Raw genomic sequence first — 19,235 nt, 5'->3', positions numbered from 1 at the left:
TGTGCGTGCTATAGGCTCGGTGGAAGCATCCGGCATCCTTGGTTGTTGGGTGTGTCAGGACATCCGCTCTCTCAAGAAAGGTGCGGACCGGCGTGGCCGACCGTCTCATCGTTCGTGGCGCTCGCGAGCACAATCTCAAGAACGTCTCGCTCGACCTCCCGCGTGACTCCCTCATCGTCTTCACCGGGCTCTCGGGATCGGGCAAGTCCTCCCTCGCGTTCGACACGATCTTCGCCGAGGGGCAGCGCCGCTACGTCGAGTCGCTCTCCTCCTACGCCCGGCAGTTCCTCGGCCAGATGGACAAGCCGGACGTCGACTTCATCGAAGGTCTGTCGCCCGCCGTCTCCATCGACCAGAAGTCGACCTCGCGCAACCCGCGCTCGACGGTCGGCACCATCACGGAGGTCTACGACTACCTCCGCCTGCTCTTCGCCCGCATCGGCAAGCCGCACTGTCCCGAGTGCCGCCGGCCGATCTCCCGCCAGTCTCCGCAGGCCATCGTCGACAAGGTCCTGGAGCTCCCCGAGGGCAGCCGCTTCCAGGTCCTCTCGCCGCTCGTGCGCGAGCGGAAGGGCGAGTTCGTCGACCTCTTCGCCGACCTCCAGACCAAGGGCTACAGCCGCGCCCGGGTCGACGGCGTGACCGTGCAGCTGAGCGAGCCGCCGACGCTGAAGAAGCAGGAGAAGCACACGATCGAGGTGGTCATCGACCGCCTCACGGTGAAGGACAGCGCCAAGCGCCGCCTCACCGACTCCGTCGAGACCGCGCTCGGGCTCTCCGGCGGCATGGTCGTGCTCGACTTCGTCGACCTCCCCGAGGACGACCCCGAGCGCGAGCGGATGTACTCGGAGCACCTCTACTGCCCGTACGACGACCTGTCCTTCGAGGAGCTGGAGCCGCGCTCCTTCTCCTTCAACTCGCCCTTCGGCGCCTGCCCCGACTGCACCGGCATCGGCACGCGCATGGAGGTCGACCCCGAGCTGATCGTCCCGGACGAGGACAAGTCGCTCGACGAGGGCGCCATCCACCCCTGGTCGCACGGCCACACCAAGGAGTACTTCGGCCGGATGATCGACGGCCTCTCCCAGGCCCTCGGCTTCCGCACCGACATTCCCTTCGCCGGTCTTCCGCAGCGGGCCAAGAAGGCCCTCATGTACGGCCACAAGACCCAGATCGAGGTCCGCTACCGCAACCGGTACGGGCGCGAGCGCGCCTGGACCAGCCCCGCCTTCGAGGGAGCGGTCTCCTTCGTCAAGCGGCGCCACACCGAGGCCGAGAGCGACTCCAGCCGCGAGCGCTTCGAGGGCTACATGCGCGAGGTGCCCTGCCCCACCTGCGAGGGCAGCCGCCTCAAGCCGATCGTCCTCGCGGTCACGGTCATGGACCGGTCCATCGCCGAGGTCTCCGCGATGTCCATCAGCGACTGCGCCGAGTTCCTCTCCCGTCTGACGCTCAACGCCCGCGACAAGAAGATCGCCGAGCGGGTCCTCAAGGAGGTCAACGAGCGTCTGCGCTTCCTCGTCGACGTCGGTCTCGACTACCTCTCCCTCAACCGGGCGGCGGGCACGCTCTCCGGCGGCGAGGCCCAGCGCATCCGGCTCGCCACCCAGATCGGCTCCGGCCTGGTCGGCGTGCTGTACGTGCTCGACGAGCCGTCCATCGGCCTCCACCAGCGCGACAACCACCGGCTCATCGAGACCCTGGTCCGGCTCCGGGACATGGGTAACACGCTCATCGTCGTCGAGCACGACGAGGACACCATCAAGGTCGCCGACTGGGTCGTCGACATCGGCCCCGGCGCCGGCGAGCACGGCGGCAAGGTCGTCCACTCCGGCTCCCTGAAGGAGCTCCTCGCCAACGAGGAGTCCATGACCGGGCAGTACCTGTCCGGCCGCCGGGTGATCGCCACCCCGGACATCCGCCGCCCGGTGGACCCGGGGCGCCGGCTCACCGTCCACGGGGCCCGTGAGAACAACCTGCGGGACATCGACGTCTCCTTCCCGCTGGGCGTCCTCACGGCCGTCACGGGCGTCTCCGGATCCGGCAAGTCGACCCTGGTCAACGACATCCTCTACACCCACCTGGCGCGCGAGCTGAACGGCGCCAAGTCGGTGCCCGGGCGGCACACGCGCGTGGACGGCGACGACCTCGTCGACAAGGTCGTGCACGTCGACCAGTCCCCGATCGGCCGGACCCCCCGGTCGAACCCGGCGACGTACACCGGCGTCTTCGACCACGTCCGCAAGCTCTTCGCGGAGACGATGGAGGCCAAGGTCCGGGGCTACCTGCCCGGCCGGTTCTCCTTCAACGTCAAGGGGGGCCGCTGCGAGAACTGCTCCGGCGACGGCACGATCAAGATCGAGATGAACTTCCTCCCGGACGTCTACGTCCCGTGCGAGGTCTGCCACGGCGACCGGTACAACCGGGAGACCCTGGAGGTCCACTACAAGGGCAAGTCCATCGCCGAGGTCCTGAACATGCCGATCGAGGAGGCCCTCGACTTCTTCGAGGCCGTCCCGACCATCGCGCGCCACCTCCGCACGCTCAACGAGGTCGGCCTCGGCTACGTCCGCCTCGGGCAGTCCGCCCCGACGCTCTCCGGCGGCGAGGCCCAGCGCGTGAAGCTCGCCTCCGAGCTCCAGAAGCGCTCGACGGGCCGCACGGTCTACGTCCTGGACGAGCCGACCACGGGTCTGCACTTCGAGGACATCTCGAAGCTGATCAAGGTCCTCTCCGGCCTGGTCGACAAGGGCAACTCGGTGATCGTCATCGAGCACAACCTCGATGTCATCAAGACCGCCGACTGGGTCATCGACATGGGCCCGGAGGGCGGCAGCGGCGGCGGCCTGGTGATCGCCGAGGGCACGCCGGAGGAGGTCGCCTCGATCCCGGCGAGCCACACCGGCAAGTTCCTCCGCGAGATCCTCGACGCCGACCGGATCAGCGACGCGGGCGGGTCCGTCCCGGCGCCGCGGGGAGCGAAGAAGGCGGCGGCGAAGAAGGCCCCCGCCAAGAAGTCCGCGGCCCCGGCGAAGAAGGCGGCCACCAAGACGGCAGCGGCGAAGTCGGCCGCCGCCAAGTCCACCGCCACCAAGGCGACGGCCACCAAGGCCTCCGCCAAGAAGGCGACGCCCCGGGCCCGCAAGGCCTGACACGGAGGCGGGGCCCCACCCGGGGCCCCGCCGTCCAGGTCCGGCCCGCCTCCCCGGGTCCGCCTCCCCAGGTCCGGCCCGCCTCCCCAGCTCCGGCCGGCCTCCCCAAGCTCGCCGCGCCTTCCCGGTCGGCCCCGCCTTCCACGTCCGGCCCGGCCGACAGCGCGCGGAACCGCGCCGGTATCGTCGGTTCGGTCACGCCTTGCCCCGATCCCACCGTGGAGCGCTCATGTCCGGCCAGTCCAGCCGCCGCACCGTACTGAAGGGTGCCGCCCTCGCCGGCGCCGCCGGGCTGGGAGTCGCCGCCTGCTCCACCGAGTCGAAGCTCGGCCACGCCGTGGTCCCGACCCCGACCGCCCCCGTCACCCTCGGTGCCCCGGACGAGGTCCCGGTCGGCGGCGCCAAGCTCTACCGCGAGCAGCGGCTCCTGGTGAGCTGCCCGGCCAAGGGCCAGTACAAGGCCTTCAGTGCCCAGTGCACCCACGCCGGCTGCGTCCTCGACAAGATCGAGGACAACGAGGGCAACTGCCCCTGCCACGGCAGCCGCTTCGACGTGACGACCGGCAAGGCGCTCAAGGGCCCGGCGACAGTCCCGCTCCCCGAGGTCCCGGTCCGCGTGGAGAACGGCGAGCTGGTCGCGGGCCCCGAGGCCTAGGGGGTGCCTTGCCGATCAGGCCGGGCTCGCGGCGTCCGGCACGGCACCTCGCCGCGTTGCCGAAACGCCCCCATAGCTCCGCTATGAGGACGCTCCGACGCCTTGCGATGCACCGCACCAGACGCCGCTCCCTGATCCGGCCCGATCGACAAGACACCCCCTAGTCGCCGGAGCCGGGCGCACCGCGGAGGGGCCCGGCCCCCGGCATCTCAGGACCAGTCCCAGTCGATCCCCAGGATCCCAGGACGCACCCCCTGCTCCACGACGTGCACGGAGCGGTGCCGACCGCTCAGGGTCAGCTCCGCACGGCCGCCGCGCGGAGCGCCCGCCGAGCTCTGGGCGAACCTCCGGCACCGCACCGGAAGCGCCGCCTCGTCGAAGTGCACCTGAAGCACGTACTGCCCGCCGGCGAAGCTGAAGCCGCGCACGTACTCCCCGCTCGGCCCCGCCGTGCCGTCCTCGAACCCGTACGAGAACAGGTGCGTGTCACCCGCCCGCAGCCGTGCGTCGAAGAGCAGCTCCGCCACCACCACGCCCGTCTCCGCGTGCCACCGCACCCGCCCGGTGCGGCAGTTCTCCACGGCCCGCACCACCACCCGCGACGGATCGCACCCCGGATCCCCGTGGTGGATGGCCAGATAGCGGTCGACCCCGTCCCGGTGCGCCCGCACGACGTGCTGCGACTCGCGCCCCACCAGCTCCCGCGCCGCCCCGATCCGCACCCGCTCGTGGTGCCCCACCGTGTGCAGCCCGCCGTCCGTCGGGGACTCCAGCTCCGCGAGCAGCTCCTCGACCGAGCCGGACACCTCCACCAGCGAGCGGTAGGAGCGGCCCGCCGGGCGCTCCACCTCGGCCCGCCCGGCCGCGTCGTCCGACAGGAGCCGCAGGAGCGAGTTCCCGGGCAGCTGGAGCACCTCTTCCAGAGCGCGCACGGCCTTCAGCGACTCCGGCCGCTGCGGGCGTCGGGCACCCTGCTGCCAATAGCTCAGGCTCGTCACACCGACCCTGACGCCCCGGTGCGCCAGATGGTGCTGGACCCGCTGGAGAGGCAGCCCGCGCACGGCGAGCGCGGTGCGCAGCGCCAGATGGAAGGGGCCGGTGTGCAGCAGCTGCACCAGATCGGCCTCGGTGTGGCTCACGAGGGCTCCTCAGTGAACGTTCACGACGGGGGAGCGGACCGTCGCGCCGCGAGCGGTGGGCGGGCAGGTGGACCGAGGGCGTCCGTTCACACCCGGGTCACACCGTTCACAGTCCGATGTCACCCCGCATTGAAGCGTGTTGACCGGATCCCGACAACGGCCGATGCTCCTGACCAGCGTCCGGACGCGCTCCTCCACTCCCCACATCCCCACCCCCCTCCACGGGAGGAACGCGATGCGCAGCAGGAAACTGTCCTTCGCGGCACTCGCCGCAGCCGCCCTCTTCCTCGTCCCCACCACCTCGGCGTCCGCCGCGCCGGCCGGTGAGGACGTCGCCGCCCTCGGATCCAAGCGGCTGAACATCACCATGCAGGCACAGCAGAAGACCAACTGGTGCTGGGCCGCGGGCGGCAACACCATCGCCACCTGGTTCGGCCGAAACTACAGCCAGAACCAGTTCTGCAACGCCGCCTTCAACCGCCAGCAGGGCTACGACTGCCCCAACAACCAGGCCACCCTCGGCAACGTCCAGACCGGACTCAGCTGGGCGGGCGTCAGCCCCGGCTCGTACGTGACCGGCTGGCTGCGCTACTCGACCGTGCAGACCGAGATCAACGCCGACCGGCCGATCGAGACCCGCATCCAGTGGTCGAGCGGCGGCGGCCACATGCACGTGATCTACGGATACGACGACGCCAACAGCTGGGTCTACTGGGGCGACCCCTGGCCCTCCAGCGACCGCTACAACTGGGCCTCGCACTCCTGGTACGTCAACAACAACTCCTTCTCCTGGACCCACTCGCTCTACCGGATCGGGGCGTGACGACGATGAACGGACGTGCCATTGGCGCCGGTCTCCTGACCACCGCCGCCCTCGTCGCCCTCGGGGCGCTCCCGGCCACCGCCGCGGAGAGTCTGCCGGCCGCGTCGACCCCGGAGCAGGCCGCCTCCGCACCGCAGACCCTGGACACCCTGTCCCGGTTCTTCGCGCGGGACGGGGCGCTCGCCCGCTCGGCGGCCGCCCCGCGCGTCGAGGGCGGATCCGTGCCGGTCCGGATCCTCTCCCCGGACTTCGTCGCGGGGAAGGCGGGGGCGCCCGTCGCCCGCGTCGAGTTCCGGGCCAGCCTGGCCGTCGCCGCGGACGGCCGGAAGGCCTCGCTGTGGACGGTGAAGCAGCCGGGCGGCTGGCAGGTCGTGAACATCGCCACCGGCGACGACGAGATCCGGTACGCCGAGCAGGGCGGGCGCGTGCTGCCCGGCGGCCTCGTCTTCCGGGAGCCGCAGATCGACGCCTGGTACGTCCAGAAGGGCGCGAAGGTGCTGCCGCTGGACGAGGACGCGGTCCGGGCCGTCGGGAAGAACGGGACGAGCCTGACCGCCTACCGGGAACGGGTCGCCGAGGCGTACGGGGACAAGCTCCCCGGCTCGACGTACGCGAAGAAGGGCACGGCGGGCGGGTACGCGCCGCAGGCGGACGCACCGCTGCCCCACGAGGAGCCCGCCGGCACGGTGGCCTCCACCGCGGCGGGCGCGGGCGCGGTCCTGGCGCTCGCCCTGATCGGCACGAGGGCGATACGCCGCCGGCGCGCCGCCCGGGAGTCCTGAGCCGCCACCCCATGGCCGCCGTCATGGTCCCCGCAGGGCGGAACGCATGACGCGGCGCCGGTGCCTGCTCCCTCCCCGGGGCAGGCGCCGGCGGGGGTGTGGGTCAGTAGCTGTAGGCCGCGCCGTGCGTGGCGGCGATCCGGCCCGAGGCGTGGCCGTCGTGGATCTTCAGCGGGTTGCCGTCGACGTTCCGTACCTTCAGCGTCATCCGGATCTGGGTACAGCCGCCGAGCTGTGCCTTCGTCAGGCGCAGGGTGTTGGCCGCCGTCTGGTGGTGCTTGGCGTCGGAGATGTTCCACACCGCGACCGGACCCTTGATCGGGCCGCCGCACAGTGCGCCGTCCGCGTTCCTGGGCTGCGCCTCGACCCAGGTCTCGGCGCGGGTGGAGGTGTACTCGGCGGTGCCGCCCGAGCAGATCCCGGAGCCGGCCACGCAGGTCGTCAGCTCCGCGTCCTGGTAGACGACGATGTTCTCGTGCGTCGGGGTGTTGGTGGAGCCGAGGGTGGAGACCGTGGAGCCGCGGGCGACCGTGGTGCCGCTGCCGGTGAGCAGCGTCCAGCGGGACATCGAGGAGTAGGTGTCCCTGGCCAGTTCGGCTCCGGCCGGCACGCGCATCGTGACGGTGCGGCCGCCGGTGATGATCGAGGAGTACGAGAGGATCGACAGGCGGCAGGCGTAGCTGCCGTCCGCGGGCGCGATGAACATCCAGCGGAGGCCCGCGGTCAGCGAGGTCTCGTTCGGCGGCACCAGGTTCGCCGCCCAGAAGGCCCCGGCCTCCGTCTCGGCCGGCAGGGCCGTGCCGTCCGCGTTGCGGCAGCGGATGGCGAAGGTGTTGCCGATGTTGTCACCGGCCGCGAGCGCCGGGACCGGGCCCGTCGAGAAGTGCCGGGACCACAGGACCGACCGTTCGCCGGCGAGCGCGTCGAACGTGATCTCCGTACCCGGCACGTCGAGATAGGTGTCGGCGTTGCGCGTCACCTGGTACTCGAAGGCCGTCGACGCGGCGGTGGCGGGCACGGCGCCGAGCAACGAGCCGCCCAGGGCGAGCGCGAGGAGTGCGCCCGCCACCCGGCCCGCCCCCTTGATGCTGCCGAGTTTCACGGTGTCCTACCCCCAGGGTGTGGTGTGCGACGAGTGATCGTCGCACACACCCCGTGAGCTGAGCCTCGGCCGGCGGCCCGGTCAACGGGCCAGGTAGCCGCCGTCCACCGGGAGGATCGCGCCGGTGACGAAGGACGCCTCGTCCGAGGCCAGGAAGAGGATGGCGGCGGCCACCTCCTCCGGGGCGCCGAAGCGGGCCATGGGGTGGGCGTCGAGTACCTCGGAGAGGTACTCCGGGCCGCCGGGCTCCTCGCGGGCGGCGACGACCCGCTCGGTCTCGATCGTGCCCGGGGCCACCGCGTTCACCCGGATCCCGCGCTCCGCCCACTCCACCGCCAGGTGCTTCGTCAGCCCGGTGGCGACGAACTTCGCGGGGCCGTAGACGGCCTGCCGCGCCTGACCGGCGACCCCCGAGATCGACGACGTGCACACGATCGCCCCGCCGCCCGAGACCAGCATGGCCTCGATCGCGTACTTGCAGGTCAGGAACATGCCCCGGCCGTCGACAGCCATCACCGCGTCGAAGTCCGCCGGCTCGGCCTCGGTGATGTCGAGCAGCGGGATGACGCCGGCGTTGGCCACGAGCACGTCGAGGCGCCCGTAGCGCTCCACCGCCGTGTCGATCATCCGCCGGGCGTCCTCCGCGACGGACACGTCGCCGATCACGGGCACCACCCCCTCCAGCGTCGCCAGCCGTTCGCCGTCGAGGTCCGCGGCCACCACGTGCGCCCCCTCGGAGAGGAATCGCTCCGCCGTCGCGCGGCCGATCCCGCTCGCCGCTCCCGTGATCACGCACACCCGGTCGGCCAGCCGCCCCACGGCCCGTCCCGTCACCTGATTCGTCATGCTCCGCCAACGAGCGCGCGAGGCCGGAGTGTCGGTCCCCGCCAGTAGGGTGGGGACCATGGCAGACCCCTCCAGCTACCGCCCCAAGCCGGGGCAGATCCCCGACTCGCCGGGGGTCTACAAATTCCGCGACGAGCACCGCCGGGTGATCTACGTGGGGAAGGCGAAGTCCCTGCGTCAGCGGCTGGCGAACTACTTCCAGCCGCTCGTGAGCCTGCACCCGCGCACGGCCACCATGGTGACGACCGCCGCCTCCGTGGAGTGGACCGTCGTCTCGACCGAGGTCGAGGCGCTCCAGCTGGAGTACTCCTGGATCAAGGAGTACGACCCCCGGTTCAACGTGAAGTACCGGGACGACAAGAGCTACCCGTACCTGGCGGTCACGCTCAACGAGGAGTTCCCGCGCGTCCAGGTCCTGCGCGGCCACAAGAAGAAGGGCGTGCGCTACTTCGGGCCGTACGCGCACGCGTGGGCGATCCGCGAGACCGTCGACCTGATGCTGCGGGTCTTCCCCGTCCGCACGTGCTCGGCCGGCGTCTTCCGGAACGCGGCCTCGGCGGGCCGCCCCTGCCTCCTCGGCTACATCGGCAAGTGCTCGGCCCCCTGCGTCGGCCGGGTCACACCCGACGAGCACCGCGAACTGGCCGACGAGTTCTGCGACTTCATGGCCGGCCGCACCGGCACCTACATCCGCCGCCTCGAGAAGCAGATGATGATCGCGGCCGAGGACATGGAGTACGAGAAGGCCGCCCGGCTCCGCGACGACATAGAGGCCCTGCGCCGGGCCATGGAGAAGAGCGCGGTCGTCCTCGCCGACGCCACCGACGCCGACCTGATCGCCCTTGCCGAGGACGAGCTGGAGGCCGCCGTCCAGATCTTCCACGTGCGCGGCGGACGCGTGCGCGGCCAGCGCGGCTGGGTCACGGACAAGGTCGAGGCCGTTGACACGGCCGGGCTCGTCGAGCACGCGATCCAGCAGCTGTACGGGGAGGAGAGCGGCGACACGGTCCCCAAGGAGGTCCTGGTCCCGGCGCTGCCGGACGACACCGAGGCCGTCACCGCCTGGCTCGCCGGCCGCCGCGGCTCCAACGTCTCGCTGCGGATCCCGCAGCGCGGCGACAAGAAGGACCTGATGGAGACGGTCGCGCGCAACGCCCAGCAGGCGCTCGTCCTGCACAAGACCAAGCGCGCCAGCGACCTGACCACCCGCTCCCGGGCCCTGGAGGAGATCGCCGACGCCCTGGACCTGGACTCGGCGCCGCTGCGCATCGAGTGCTTCGACATCTCGCACCTCCAGGGCGAGGACGTCGTGGCCTCGATGGTCGTCTTCGAGGACGGACTGCCCCGCAAGAGCGAGTACCGCCGCTTCCAGATCAAGGGCTTCGAGGGACAGGACGACGTCCGCTCGATGCACGAGGTGATCAGCCGCCGCTTCAAGCGCTACCTCGCCGAGAAGGAGAAGACCGGCGAATGGGGTCTCCCCGCCGAAGGCAGGGGACGGGTGGACGGGGGCCCGATGGAGGGTGAGGTTCCCGCGCAGGCCCCCGGTGAGGACGACGGCCGGCCCAAGCGCTTCGCCTACCCGCCCCAGCTCGTGGTCGTCGACGGCGGGCAGCCGCAGGTCGCCGCCGCCCGGCGCGCCCTCGACGAGCTCGGCATCGTCGACATCGCGGTCTGCGGGCTCGCCAAGCGCCTGGAGGAGGTCTGGCTCCCCGGCGACGACGACCCGGTGGTGCTGCCCCGCTCCAGCGAGGGCCTCTATCTCCTCCAGCGGGTACGTGACACGGCTCACGACTTCGCCATCCGCTACCAGCGCTCGAAGCGGACGAAACGCATCCGGACCAGCCCCCTCGACGCCGTCCCGGGCCTCGGTGAGACGCGGAAACAGGCGTTGATCAAGCATTTCGGCTCGGTGAAGCGGCTCCGGCAGGCGACAATCGAGCAGATCCGCGAGGTCCCCGGTATGGGCCTGAAGACCGCGGAGGCGGTCGTCGTGGCCCTCGCCCAGGCGGCCCCGGCCGCACCCGCCGTGAACACGGCGACAGGAGAGATCATGGAAGACGACGGGGGCGGCACGGCATGACCGCGCACGAACAGCATGAGCAGCACGACGAGCAGGACCGAGAAGACGGAGCAGGACACGTGAGTACGGGCACGAAGGAGACCCCCGGCGACAACGGCGCCGAGGCGGCCATTCCCGAGCTGGTGATCATCTCCGGCATGTCCGGAGCCGGCCGCTCCACCGCGGCGAAGTGTCTGGAGGACCTCGGCTGGTTCGTCGTGGACAACCTGCCGCCCGCACTGATCCCCACCATGGTGGAGCTCGGCGCCCGCTCCCAGGGGAACGTCGCCCGGATCGCCGTCGTCGTGGACGTCCGCGGCCGGCAGTTCTTCGACAACCTCCGGGACTCCCTCGCCGACCTCGACGCCAAGCAGGTCACCCGCCGGATCGTCTTCCTGGAGTCGTCCGACGACGCCCTGGTCCGGCGCTTCGAGTCGGTCCGCAGGCCCCACCCCCTCCAGGGCGACGGCCGCATCACCGACGGCATCGCCGCCGAGCGCGACCTGCTGCGCGAGCTGCGCGGCGACGCCGACCTGGTGATCGACACCTCGAGCCTCAACGTCCACGAGCTGCGCGCCAAGATGGACGCCCAGTTCGCCGGGGACGAGGAGCCCGAGCTCCGGGCCACCGTCATGTCCTTCGGCTTCAAGTACGGCCTGCCGGTCGACGCCGACCTCGTCGTCGACATGCGCTTCCTGCCGAACCCGCACTGGGTCCCCGAGCTGCGCCCCTTCACCGGCCTCAACGAGGAGGTGTCGAACTACGTCTACAACCAGCCAGGCGCCAAGGAGTTCCTCGACCGCTACACGGAGCTCCTCCAGCTGATCGCCGCGGGCTACCGCCGCGAGGGCAAGCGGTACGTGACCATCGCCGTGGGCTGCACGGGCGGCAAGCACCGCTCCGTCGCCACCGCCGAGCGGCTCGCCGCCCGCATCGCCGCCGAAGGGGTCGAGACCGTCGTCGTGCACCGGGACATGGGGCGCGAGTGAAGCCGTACCGCCGTCGCGCCTCCACCCTGACGGCGCGGCGCTCGCTCCGCAGGCGTGGAGCCCAGCCGAAGGTCGTCGCGCTGGGCGGCGGCATGGGCCTGTCGGCCTCGCTGGCGGCCCTCCGCCGGATCACCGGCGACCTCACCGCCGTCGTCACCGTCGCCGACGACGGGGGCTCCAGCGGCCGGCTCCGGGAGGAGCTCGGCGTGCTGCCCCCGGGCGACCTGCGCAAGGCGCTCGCCGCGCTCTGCGGGGACGACGACTGGGGCCAGACCTGGGCCCGGGTCATCCAGCACCGCTTCCAGTCCAAGGGCGAGATCAACGGCCACGCCGTCGGCAATCTGCTGATCGTCGCCCTCTGGGAGCAGCTCGGCGACCCCGTCCAGGCCCTGGACCTCGTGGGCAGGCTGCTCGGCGCCCAGGGCCGGGTGCTGCCCATGTCCGCCGTACCGCTGGAGCTCCAGGCGCTGGTCAAGGGGCACGACCCGGAGCGACCGGACGACGTGGACACGGTCCGGGGCCAGGCGACGGTGGCGCTCACCCCGGGCGACGTGCAGTCCGTGCACCTCGTGCCGCACGACCCGCCGGCCGTGCCCGAGGCGGTCGCGGCCGTGCTCGACGCGGACTGGGTCGTCGTGGGTCCGGGCTCCTGGTTCTCCTCCGTGATCCCGCACCTCCTCGTCCCCGAGCTCCTGGACGCCCTCGTGCAGACGAAGGCCCGGAAGGTGCTCTCGCTGAACCTCGCTCCGCAACCCGGAGAAACAGAGGGCTTCTCTCCGCAGCGTCATTTGGAGGTTTTGGGACGACACGCCCCTAAACTCGCCCTGGACGTGGTGCTCGCCGACGAGGCAGCCGTGCCCGATCGCGAGTCCCTCGCCGATGCCGCCAAGCGGCTCGGTGCCGCGGTCGAGCTGGCGCCGGTGGCCGGGCCCGACGGCTCCGCGAAGCATGACCCGGAGCTGTTGGCCGCCGCGTACGACCGTATTTTTCGGATGCATGGAAGGATCGGCCCATGGCGATGACGGCAGCGGTGAAGGACGAGATCTCCCGGCTCCCCGTCACCCGGACCTGCTGCAGGAAGGCAGAGGTCTCGTCGATCCTGCGGTTCGCGGGCGGGCTGCACCTGGTGAGCGGCCGCATCGTGATCGAGGCGGAGCTGGACACGGCGATGGCGGCACGCCGCCTGAAGCGGGACATCCTGGAGATCTTCGGACACAGCTCCGAACTGATCGTGATGGCCCCCGGCGGGCTGCGGCGCGGCTCGCGCTTCGTGGTCCGCGTGGTGGCCGGCGGCGACCAGCTGGCCCGGCAGACGGGCCTCGTGGACGGCCGGGGCCGCCCCATCCGGGGCCTTCCCCCGCAGGTGGTCTCCGGTGCGACCTGTGACGCGGAGGCGGCCTGGCGCGGTGCCTTCCTGGCCCATGGCTCGCTGACCGAGCCCGGCCGGTCCTCCTCCCTGGAGGTCACCTGCCCGGGACCGGAGGCGGCGCTCGCCCTGGTCGGCGCGGCCCGCCGGCTCTCCATCGCGGCGAAGGCCCGCGAGGTACGGGGCGTGGACCGGGTCGTCGTCCGCGACGGCGACGCGATCGGCGCCCTGCTCACCCGACTCGGCGCGCACGAGTCGGTACTGGCCTGGGAGGAGCGCCGGATGCGGCGCGAGGTCCGCGCCACCGCCAACCGCCTGGCCAACTTCGACGACGCGAACCTGCGCCGCTCGGCGCGCGCCGCGGTCGCCGCGGGGGCCCGGGTGCAGCGTGCCCTGGAGATCCTCGCCGAGGAGGTGCCCGAGCACCTCGCCGCCGCGGGCCGGCTCCGCATGGAGCACAAGCAGGCCTCGCTCGAGGAGCTCGGCGCGCTCGCCGACCCGCCGCTCACCAAGGACGCGGTGGCCGGGCGGATCCGCCGCCTGCTCGCGATGGCCGACAAGCGGGCGCAGGACCTGGGCATTCCCGGGACCGAGTCCAACCTGACCGAGGAGCTCGACGACAGCCTGGTCGGCTGACGGGCCGAGGGAGCCGCCGACCCCGTCGTACGGAATTCCGAACTCCGAGCTGTCGGTGCCTTTCTGAGGCACCGGCAGCTTTCTCGTACACCGGCGAGGCACCCTTGACAGGCCCATGAGCGCCCATGAGCCTGGCGTCTGTTCACCTTCGTGGCAGGCAACAGCAAGGGGGGCTCATGAGACGCAGAGCGAGATCGATCCTCGCCGCGGCTTCACTGCTGATCGCTGGAGTGGCGGCGGCACCCGTCGCCGGAGCACAGCCGAACAACCGGGACGGCGGCGACGCCCTCTCCGTATGGCGCGCCGAGGTCACCAAGGAGCAGGTCTCGCTGCTCCTCGAAGCCGGGGCCGACGCCCACGAGATGACCGAGCAGGTGCCCGACAAGGGCTCCGCGACGGTCGAACTGTTCCTCACCGACCGGCAGGCCGGGCAGCTGCGCGGCCAGGGCGTCGAACTCGCCGAACACGACCTGTCCGCCCAGGCCGAGAAGAGGGTCGCCGCCGCGGGCGACGGCGTCTTCCGCCCGTACAGCGGCCCGAACGGCCTCAAGCAGGAGATCCTGGACACCGCCCGGGCCAATTCCGGCATCACCAAGGTCGTCTCCATCGGCAAGACCCTCAAGGGCCAGGACATCCTCGCCCTCAAGGTCAGCAAGGGCGCCCAGCGCGCCAAGGACGGCTCCAAGCCCGCCACGCTGTACATGTCCAACCAGCACGCGCGCGAGTGGATCACCCCCGAGATGACGCGGCGGCTGCTCCACCACTACCTCGACGGCTACGGCAAGGACGAGCGGATCACCCGGATCGTCGACACCACCGAGCTGTGGTTCGTGCTCTCCGCCAACCCGGACGGCTACGACTTCACCCACGCCGACCCCGACAACCGGCAGTGGCGCAAGAACCTCCGGGACAACGACGGCGACGGGCGGATCACGCCGGGCGACGGCGTCGACCTCAACCGCAACTTCGCCTACAAGTGGGGCTACGACAACGAGGGTTCGTCCCCCGACCCGGCCGACGAGACCTTCCGCGGCACCGGCCCCATGTCGGAGCCCGAGACCAAGGCCCTGGACGCCTTCCAGAAGCGGATCGGCTTCTCGTACGGCATCAACTACCACTCGGCCGCCCAGCTCCTGCTGTACGGCGTCGGCTGGCAGGTCGCCACCGACACCCCCGACGACATCGCCCTCAAGGCGCTCGCCGGCACTCCGCAGAAGTCGGCCGTGCCCGGCTACCGGCCGCAGGTCTCCTCGGAGCTGTACATCACCAACGGCGAGGCCGACGGACACGCGGCCAACGTCAACCGGATGCAGATGTTCACCCCGGAGATGTCGACCTGCGCCACCGCCTCCCGAGTCGATCCGAACGACGCCTGGAACCCGGCCGACTGCGCCTCCGTCTTCACCTTCCCGGACGACGAGAAGCTGATCCAGGCCGAGTTCGCGAAGAACATCCCCTTCGCGCTCGCCGTCGCCGAGAGCGCCGCCCGCCCGGACCGGCCCGTCTCCCCGGTCGGCACCGAGGCCCCCGACTTCACCCCGGCCGCCTTCACCACCTCCTACGCCCGCGGCGGGGAGCAGGAGGTCGCCGTCACCGCGCGCAAGTCCCTGCGTGACAAGACGCTCACCTACCGCATCAACGGCGGGCGCACCCACCGCGAGGGGCTCGACGCCTGGAAGGGCGGCGAGACCTACGGCGGAGAGGACAACCTCTACTTCGACGAGTACCGCGCGGAGGTCGAGGGCGCCCGGCCCGGCGACACCGTCGAGGTCCGCTTCACCGCCCGTACCCGTGAGGGCCGGGCCACCGCCTCCGCCCCCTTCACCTACAAGGTGGCCGAGCGGCCCCGCGGCGACGTGCTCGTCCTCGCCGACGAGGGCGGCACCACCGCAGCGAAGCACACCGCCGCCTATGTGAAGGCGCTCGCCGACAACGGCCGCAAGGCCGCCGTCTGGGACGTCGCCACCCAGGGCACCCCGGACGCCCTCGGCGTGCTCTCCCACTTCCGTACCGTCGTCTGGTACACCGGCGCCGAGCGTCCCTCCGGGCCCACCCAGCTCGCCGTCCGCGCCTACCTCAACGAGGGCGGCAAGCTGATCAACGCCGGTGAGAAGTCCGGCGGACTCACCGTGGTCGGCCGGGCCGAGACCAACGACTTCGCCCAGTACTACCTCGGCGCCTACCACCGGGCCGGGCTCGGGCAGCCGCCCGCCTTCGCCGGCACCGGAGCCTTCGCGGGCGTCGGCGCGCGCCTCGGCGCCGCCCCCGACAACCCGCTGGACAACGCCGGCGCGTACACCGTCACGTCGGACACCCTGAAGCCGACCGAGTTCCCGCAGTTCGCGAGCAGCGCCTCCGCCGGTGACTACCCGGGCGTCCGCACCCCCTTCGAGCCCGCGGAGGGCGCGACCTTCGCGGCCGTCAAGCACGCCGACGGCACCTGGGCCCGGCTCAGCAGGACCGTCGACCTCACCGGCGTCACCGCCGCGGACGGTCCCCGCCTCGACTTCCAGGTCAGCTACGACACCGAGCCCGGCTACGACAACCTGATCGTCGAGGCCCACACCGTCGGCCAGGACGACTGGACGACGCTGCCCGACCGCAACGGCGGCACCTCCGCCGCACCCCCGGCGGACTGCGGCGAGGGCTACTACGTCCGCGACCACCCCTTCCTCGCCCGCTACCTCACCGTCGGCGAGGACGGCTGCGCGGCCAACGGCACCAGCGGCTCCTGGAACGCCTTCACCGGCCCCTCCAACGGCTGGCGCCAGGCCTCCGTCGACCTGAGCGCCTGGGCCGGCAAGCAGGTCGAGCTGTCGATCTCGTACGTCTCCGACCCGGGTACGGGCGAGACCGGCGCCTTCGTCGACGACACCCGGCTCGTCACCGGCGCCACCACGGAGGCGGAGGGCTTCGAGACCGGCCTCGGAGCCTGGACCGTCCCGGGCGCACCGGAGGGAAGTCCCGGCAACGGCACGGACTGGACGCGCTCCGCGGCGCTCTTCCACTCCCAGGCCGCGGTCACCACCCGTGACACCGTCCTCCTCGGCTACGGCCTTGAGCACGTGCCCGGTGCGACCGAGCGGGGACGCATCGTCGGGCGCGCCCTCGGGGTGCTCCGGCGCTGACGGAGAGTAGTGGGGACAAAGGTCCCATGGCGGCTCGTACCCGTTGGTAGGTACGGGTCGTCGGCCGTCTTCCCTCACTTTCCGGGCACGCGCGGATGCGCGCGATGTCACTCCGAGGGGCCCGGAGGGGTAGGGTCGTAAGCGGTCGGGGACATCCCTAAAAAACAAAAATCTCGCCGGCGTCGAGTACACCGGCGTAGCTAACGAGGAGATCGGTTCGTGACGATCCGCGTAGGCATCAACGGCTTTGGCCGCATCGGCCGGAACTACTTCCGCGCGCTCCTTGATCAGGGTGCTGACATCGAGATCGTGGCCGTCAACGACCTGGGTGACACCGAGACCACGGCACACCTGCTGAAGTACGACACCATCCTGGGACGCCTCAAGGCCGAGGTCACCCACACCGCCGACACCATCACCGTCGACGGTCACACCATCAAGGTCCTCTCCGAGCGCAACCCGGCCGACATCCCCTGGGGCCAGCTGGGCGTCGACATCGTCATCGAGTCGACCGGCATCTTCACGAAGAAGGCCGACGCCGAGAAGCACATCGCGGGCGGCGCCAAGAAGGTCCTCATCTCGGCTCCGGCCTCCGACGAGGACATCACCATCGTCATGGGTGTCAACCAGGACAAGTACGACGCGGCCAACCACCACGTCATCTCGAACGCGTCCTGCACCACCAACTGTGTCGCGCCGATGGCGAAGGTTCTCGACGAGAACTTCGGCATCGTCAAGGGCCTGATGACCACGGTCCACGCGTACACCAACGACCAGCGCATCCTGGACTTCCCGCACAAGGACCTGCGCCGCGCCCGCGCCGCCGCGGAGAACATCATCCCGACCACGACGGGCGCCGCCAAGGCCACCGCCCTGGTCCTCCCGCAGCTCAAGGGCAAGCTCGACGGCATCGCGATGCGCGTCCCGGTCCCGACCGGTTCCGCCACCGACCTCGTCGTCACCCTCGACCGCGAGGTCACCAAGGACGAGGTCAACGCCGCGTTCAAGAAGGCCGCCGACGACGGCGACCTCAAGGGCATCCTCTACTACACCGAGGACCCGATCGTCTCCTCGGACATCGTCAGCGACCCGGCGTCCTGCACCTTCGACGCCTCCCTGACCATGGTCCAGGAAGGCAACACGGTCAAGATCCTCGGCTGGTACGACAACGAGTGGGGCTACTCCAACCGTCTCGTCGACCTCACCGTCTTCGTCGGCGGCCAGCTCTAAGCTCTAGGGTTCAGGGCAGGCTTTCGATGTGAGCAGGGCTCGGGCAGCGCAATGCCGCGCTGTGCGAGCCCTGTTTGTGTGCTCCACCGCGTACCAAGGAGTCTGTGACAGATGAAGACGATCGACGAGCTTCTCGCCGAAGGCGTCTCCGGCAAGCGGGTGTTCGTCCGCGCCGACCTCAACGTGCCCCTCGAAGGCACGACCATCACCGACGACGGCCGCATCCGCGCCGTCGTCCCCACGGTGAAGGCGCTCGCCGGCGCCGGCGCCCGCGTCGTGGTCGCCTCGCACCTGGGCCGCCCCAAGGGCGCCCCGGACCCGGCGTTCTCCCTCGCCCCGGCCGCCGCGCGGCTCGGTGAGCTGCTCGGCGCCGAGGTGGCCTTCGCGACCGACACGGTCGGCGAGTCCGCCACCGCCACCGTCGCCGGCCTCGCCGACGGCCGGGTCGCCGTGATCGAGAACCTCCGGTTCAACGCCGGCGAGACCTCGAAGGACGACGCCGAGCGCGGCGCCTTCGCGGACCAGCTGGCCGCCCTCGCCGACCTGTACGTCGGCGACGGCTTCGGTGCCGTGCACCGCAAGCACGCCTCGGTCTTCGACCTCCCGGCGCGCCTCCCGCACGCCGCGGGCTACCTGATCGCCACCGAGGTCGGCGTCCTGAGGAAGCTCACGGACGATGTCCAGCGGCCGTACGTGGTCGTCCTCGGCGGCGCCAAGGTCTCCGACAAGCTCGGGGTCATCGACCACCTCCTGGAGAAGGCCGACCGCATCCTCATCGGCGGCGGCATGGCGTACACCTTCCTCAAGGCCCAGGGCCACGAGGTCGGCATCTCGCTGCTCCAGAAGGACCAGATCCCCGCGGTCCTGGACTACCTGAAGCGAGCCGAGGAGCGTGGCGTGGAGTTCGTCCTCCCCGTCGACGTCCTGGTCTCGACCGAGTTCCCGGACCTCAAGACCAAGGCTCCGGCCAACCCGACCACGGTCGCCGCGGACGCCATCCCGGCGGACGAGGAGGGCCTGGACATCGGTCCGGAGACCCGTAAGCTCTACGCCTCGAAGCTCGCCGACGCCGGCACCGTCTTCTGGAACGGTCCGATGGGCGTCTTCGAGCACCCCGACTACGCCGAGGGCACCAAGGCCGTCGCCCAGGCGCTCGTCGACTCCCCGGCCTTCACGGTCGTCGGTGGTGGCGACTCCGCCGCCGCCGTGCGCACGCTGGGCTTCGACGAGAACGCATTCGGCCACATTTCGACCGGCGGTGGCGCCTCCCTCGAGTACCTCGAGGGCAAGACGCTGCCCGGCCTCGCCGCACTGGAGGGCTGACC

Annotated in this window: 14 protein-coding genes; 11 read left to right on the top strand and 3 right to left on the bottom strand. The window is 71.2% G+C overall.

What is annotated here, in order from left to right; translation table 11 throughout:
* The first annotated feature begins 92 nt into the window (after nucleotides 1–92).
* On the top strand, nucleotides 93–3,152 hold the full coding sequence (gene uvrA / locus IE124_RS06790; RefSeq protein ID WP_189505820.1) for an excinuclease ABC subunit UvrA: 3,060 nt from the start codon (nucleotides 93–95) through the stop codon (nucleotides 3,150–3,152).
* Nucleotides 3,153–3,381: 229 nt separating this feature from the next.
* Nucleotides 3,382–3,807: a Rieske (2Fe-2S) protein gene (locus tag IE124_RS06785; RefSeq protein WP_189505818.1), complete on the top strand. Its 426-nt coding sequence runs from the start codon at nucleotides 3,382–3,384 to the stop codon at nucleotides 3,805–3,807.
* 209 nt (nucleotides 3,808–4,016) lie between these two features.
* Here the strand turns inward: IE124_RS06785 and IE124_RS06780 are convergent, their stop codons facing one another.
* Nucleotides 4,017–4,946 carry a hypothetical protein gene (locus IE124_RS06780; RefSeq protein WP_189505816.1) on the bottom strand — a complete coding sequence of 310 codons (930 nt, stop codon included), beginning with the start codon at nucleotides 4,944–4,946 and terminating at the stop codon, nucleotides 4,017–4,019.
* A 235-nt stretch (nucleotides 4,947–5,181) separates the two neighbouring features.
* Here IE124_RS06780 and IE124_RS06775 point away from each other — a divergent pair, with 235 nt between their 5' ends.
* Nucleotides 5,182–5,769, top strand: a complete 588-nt coding sequence (locus IE124_RS06775) for a papain-like cysteine protease family protein (protein WP_189505814.1) — start codon at nucleotides 5,182–5,184, stop codon at nucleotides 5,767–5,769.
* Between the two features lie 5 nt (nucleotides 5,770–5,774).
* Nucleotides 5,775–6,551 (top strand): hypothetical protein, encoded by a 777-nt coding sequence (locus tag IE124_RS06770; RefSeq protein ID WP_370468741.1) that lies wholly within the window; start codon nucleotides 5,775–5,777, stop codon nucleotides 6,549–6,551.
* Nucleotides 6,552–6,654: 103 nt separating this feature from the next.
* Here IE124_RS06770 and IE124_RS06765 read toward each other — a convergent pair whose 3' ends face one another.
* The gene (locus IE124_RS06765) at nucleotides 6,655–7,653 is read right to left on the bottom strand and encodes a hypothetical protein (protein ID WP_229832227.1); all 999 of its coding nucleotides are present in this window, start codon (nucleotides 7,651–7,653) and stop codon (nucleotides 6,655–6,657) included.
* Between the two features lie 81 nt (nucleotides 7,654–7,734).
* The gene (locus tag IE124_RS06760; RefSeq protein WP_189505809.1) at nucleotides 7,735–8,499 is read right to left on the bottom strand and encodes an SDR family NAD(P)-dependent oxidoreductase; all 765 of its coding nucleotides are present in this window, start codon (nucleotides 8,497–8,499) and stop codon (nucleotides 7,735–7,737) included.
* 58 nt (nucleotides 8,500–8,557) lie between these two features.
* Between IE124_RS06760 and uvrC the strand changes: the two genes are divergently transcribed.
* The 7 genes from uvrC to IE124_RS06725 all read left to right on the top strand — a co-directional run bounded on the left by uvrC (nucleotide 8,558) and on the right by IE124_RS06725 (nucleotide 19,233).
* Nucleotides 8,558–10,582, top strand: a complete 2,025-nt coding sequence (uvrC, locus tag IE124_RS06755) for an excinuclease ABC subunit UvrC (protein ID WP_189505806.1) — start codon at nucleotides 8,558–8,560, stop codon at nucleotides 10,580–10,582.
* Nucleotides 10,579–11,550 (top strand): RNase adapter RapZ, encoded by a 972-nt coding sequence (gene rapZ, locus IE124_RS06750; protein WP_189505804.1) that lies wholly within the window; start codon nucleotides 10,579–10,581, stop codon nucleotides 11,548–11,550. Before uvrC ends, rapZ begins: the two co-directional genes overlap by 4 nt.
* Complete coding sequence (locus IE124_RS06745) at nucleotides 11,547–12,572, top strand: gluconeogenesis factor YvcK family protein (RefSeq protein WP_189505802.1); 1,026 nt, start codon at nucleotides 11,547–11,549, stop codon at nucleotides 12,570–12,572. The genes rapZ and IE124_RS06745 overlap by 4 nt, the downstream gene beginning before the upstream one ends.
* Nucleotides 12,563–13,552 (top strand): DNA-binding protein WhiA, encoded by a 990-nt coding sequence (gene whiA, locus IE124_RS06740; RefSeq protein ID WP_017238652.1) that lies wholly within the window; start codon nucleotides 12,563–12,565, stop codon nucleotides 13,550–13,552. The genes IE124_RS06745 and whiA overlap by 10 nt, the downstream gene beginning before the upstream one ends.
* Before the next feature lie 176 nt (nucleotides 13,553–13,728).
* A complete protein-coding gene (locus tag IE124_RS06735) occupies nucleotides 13,729–16,680 on the top strand; it encodes a M14 family metallopeptidase (protein WP_189505800.1) in 2,952 nt (983 codons plus the stop codon).
* A 219-nt stretch (nucleotides 16,681–16,899) separates the two neighbouring features.
* Complete coding sequence (gene gap, locus IE124_RS06730; protein ID WP_141298418.1) at nucleotides 16,900–17,910, top strand: type I glyceraldehyde-3-phosphate dehydrogenase; 1,011 nt, start codon at nucleotides 16,900–16,902, stop codon at nucleotides 17,908–17,910.
* A gap of 111 nt (nucleotides 17,911–18,021) precedes the next feature.
* Nucleotides 18,022–19,233, top strand: a complete 1,212-nt coding sequence (locus tag IE124_RS06725; protein ID WP_189505798.1) for a phosphoglycerate kinase — start codon at nucleotides 18,022–18,024, stop codon at nucleotides 19,231–19,233.
* Nucleotides 19,234–19,235: the final 2 nt, after the last annotated feature.

This window comes from Streptomyces narbonensis (assembly GCF_014649015.1).
Classification (GTDB): domain Bacteria; phylum Actinomycetota; class Actinomycetes; order Streptomycetales; family Streptomycetaceae; genus Streptomyces; species Streptomyces narbonensis.
Note: the sequence above shows the minus strand (reverse complement) of the source record. Positions and strands in the feature narration are given on the sequence as shown.

Excerpts from the sequence above, each read along its gene's own strand:
- rapZ (WP_189505804.1), top strand. The coding sequence starts at position 10,579 with ATGACCGCGCACGAACAGCATGAGCAGCACGACGAGCAGGACCGAGAA.
- whiA (WP_017238652.1), top strand. The coding sequence starts at position 12,563 with ATGGCGATGACGGCAGCGGTGAAGGACGAGATCTCCCGGCTCCCCGTC.
- IE124_RS06735 (WP_189505800.1), top strand. The coding sequence starts at position 13,729 with ATGAGACGCAGAGCGAGATCGATCCTCGCCGCGGCTTCACTGCTGATC.
- IE124_RS06770 (WP_370468741.1), top strand. The coding sequence starts at position 5,775 with ATGAACGGACGTGCCATTGGCGCCGGTCTCCTGACCACCGCCGCCCTC.
- IE124_RS06725 (WP_189505798.1), top strand. The coding sequence starts at position 18,022 with ATGAAGACGATCGACGAGCTTCTCGCCGAAGGCGTCTCCGGCAAGCGG.
- IE124_RS06785 (WP_189505818.1), top strand. The coding sequence starts at position 3,382 with ATGTCCGGCCAGTCCAGCCGCCGCACCGTACTGAAGGGTGCCGCCCTC.
- IE124_RS06760 (WP_189505809.1), bottom strand. The coding sequence starts at position 8,499 with ATGACGAATCAGGTGACGGGACGGGCCGTGGGGCGGCTGGCCGACCGG.
- IE124_RS06775 (WP_189505814.1), top strand. The coding sequence starts at position 5,182 with ATGCGCAGCAGGAAACTGTCCTTCGCGGCACTCGCCGCAGCCGCCCTC.
- uvrC (WP_189505806.1), top strand. The coding sequence starts at position 8,558 with ATGGCAGACCCCTCCAGCTACCGCCCCAAGCCGGGGCAGATCCCCGAC.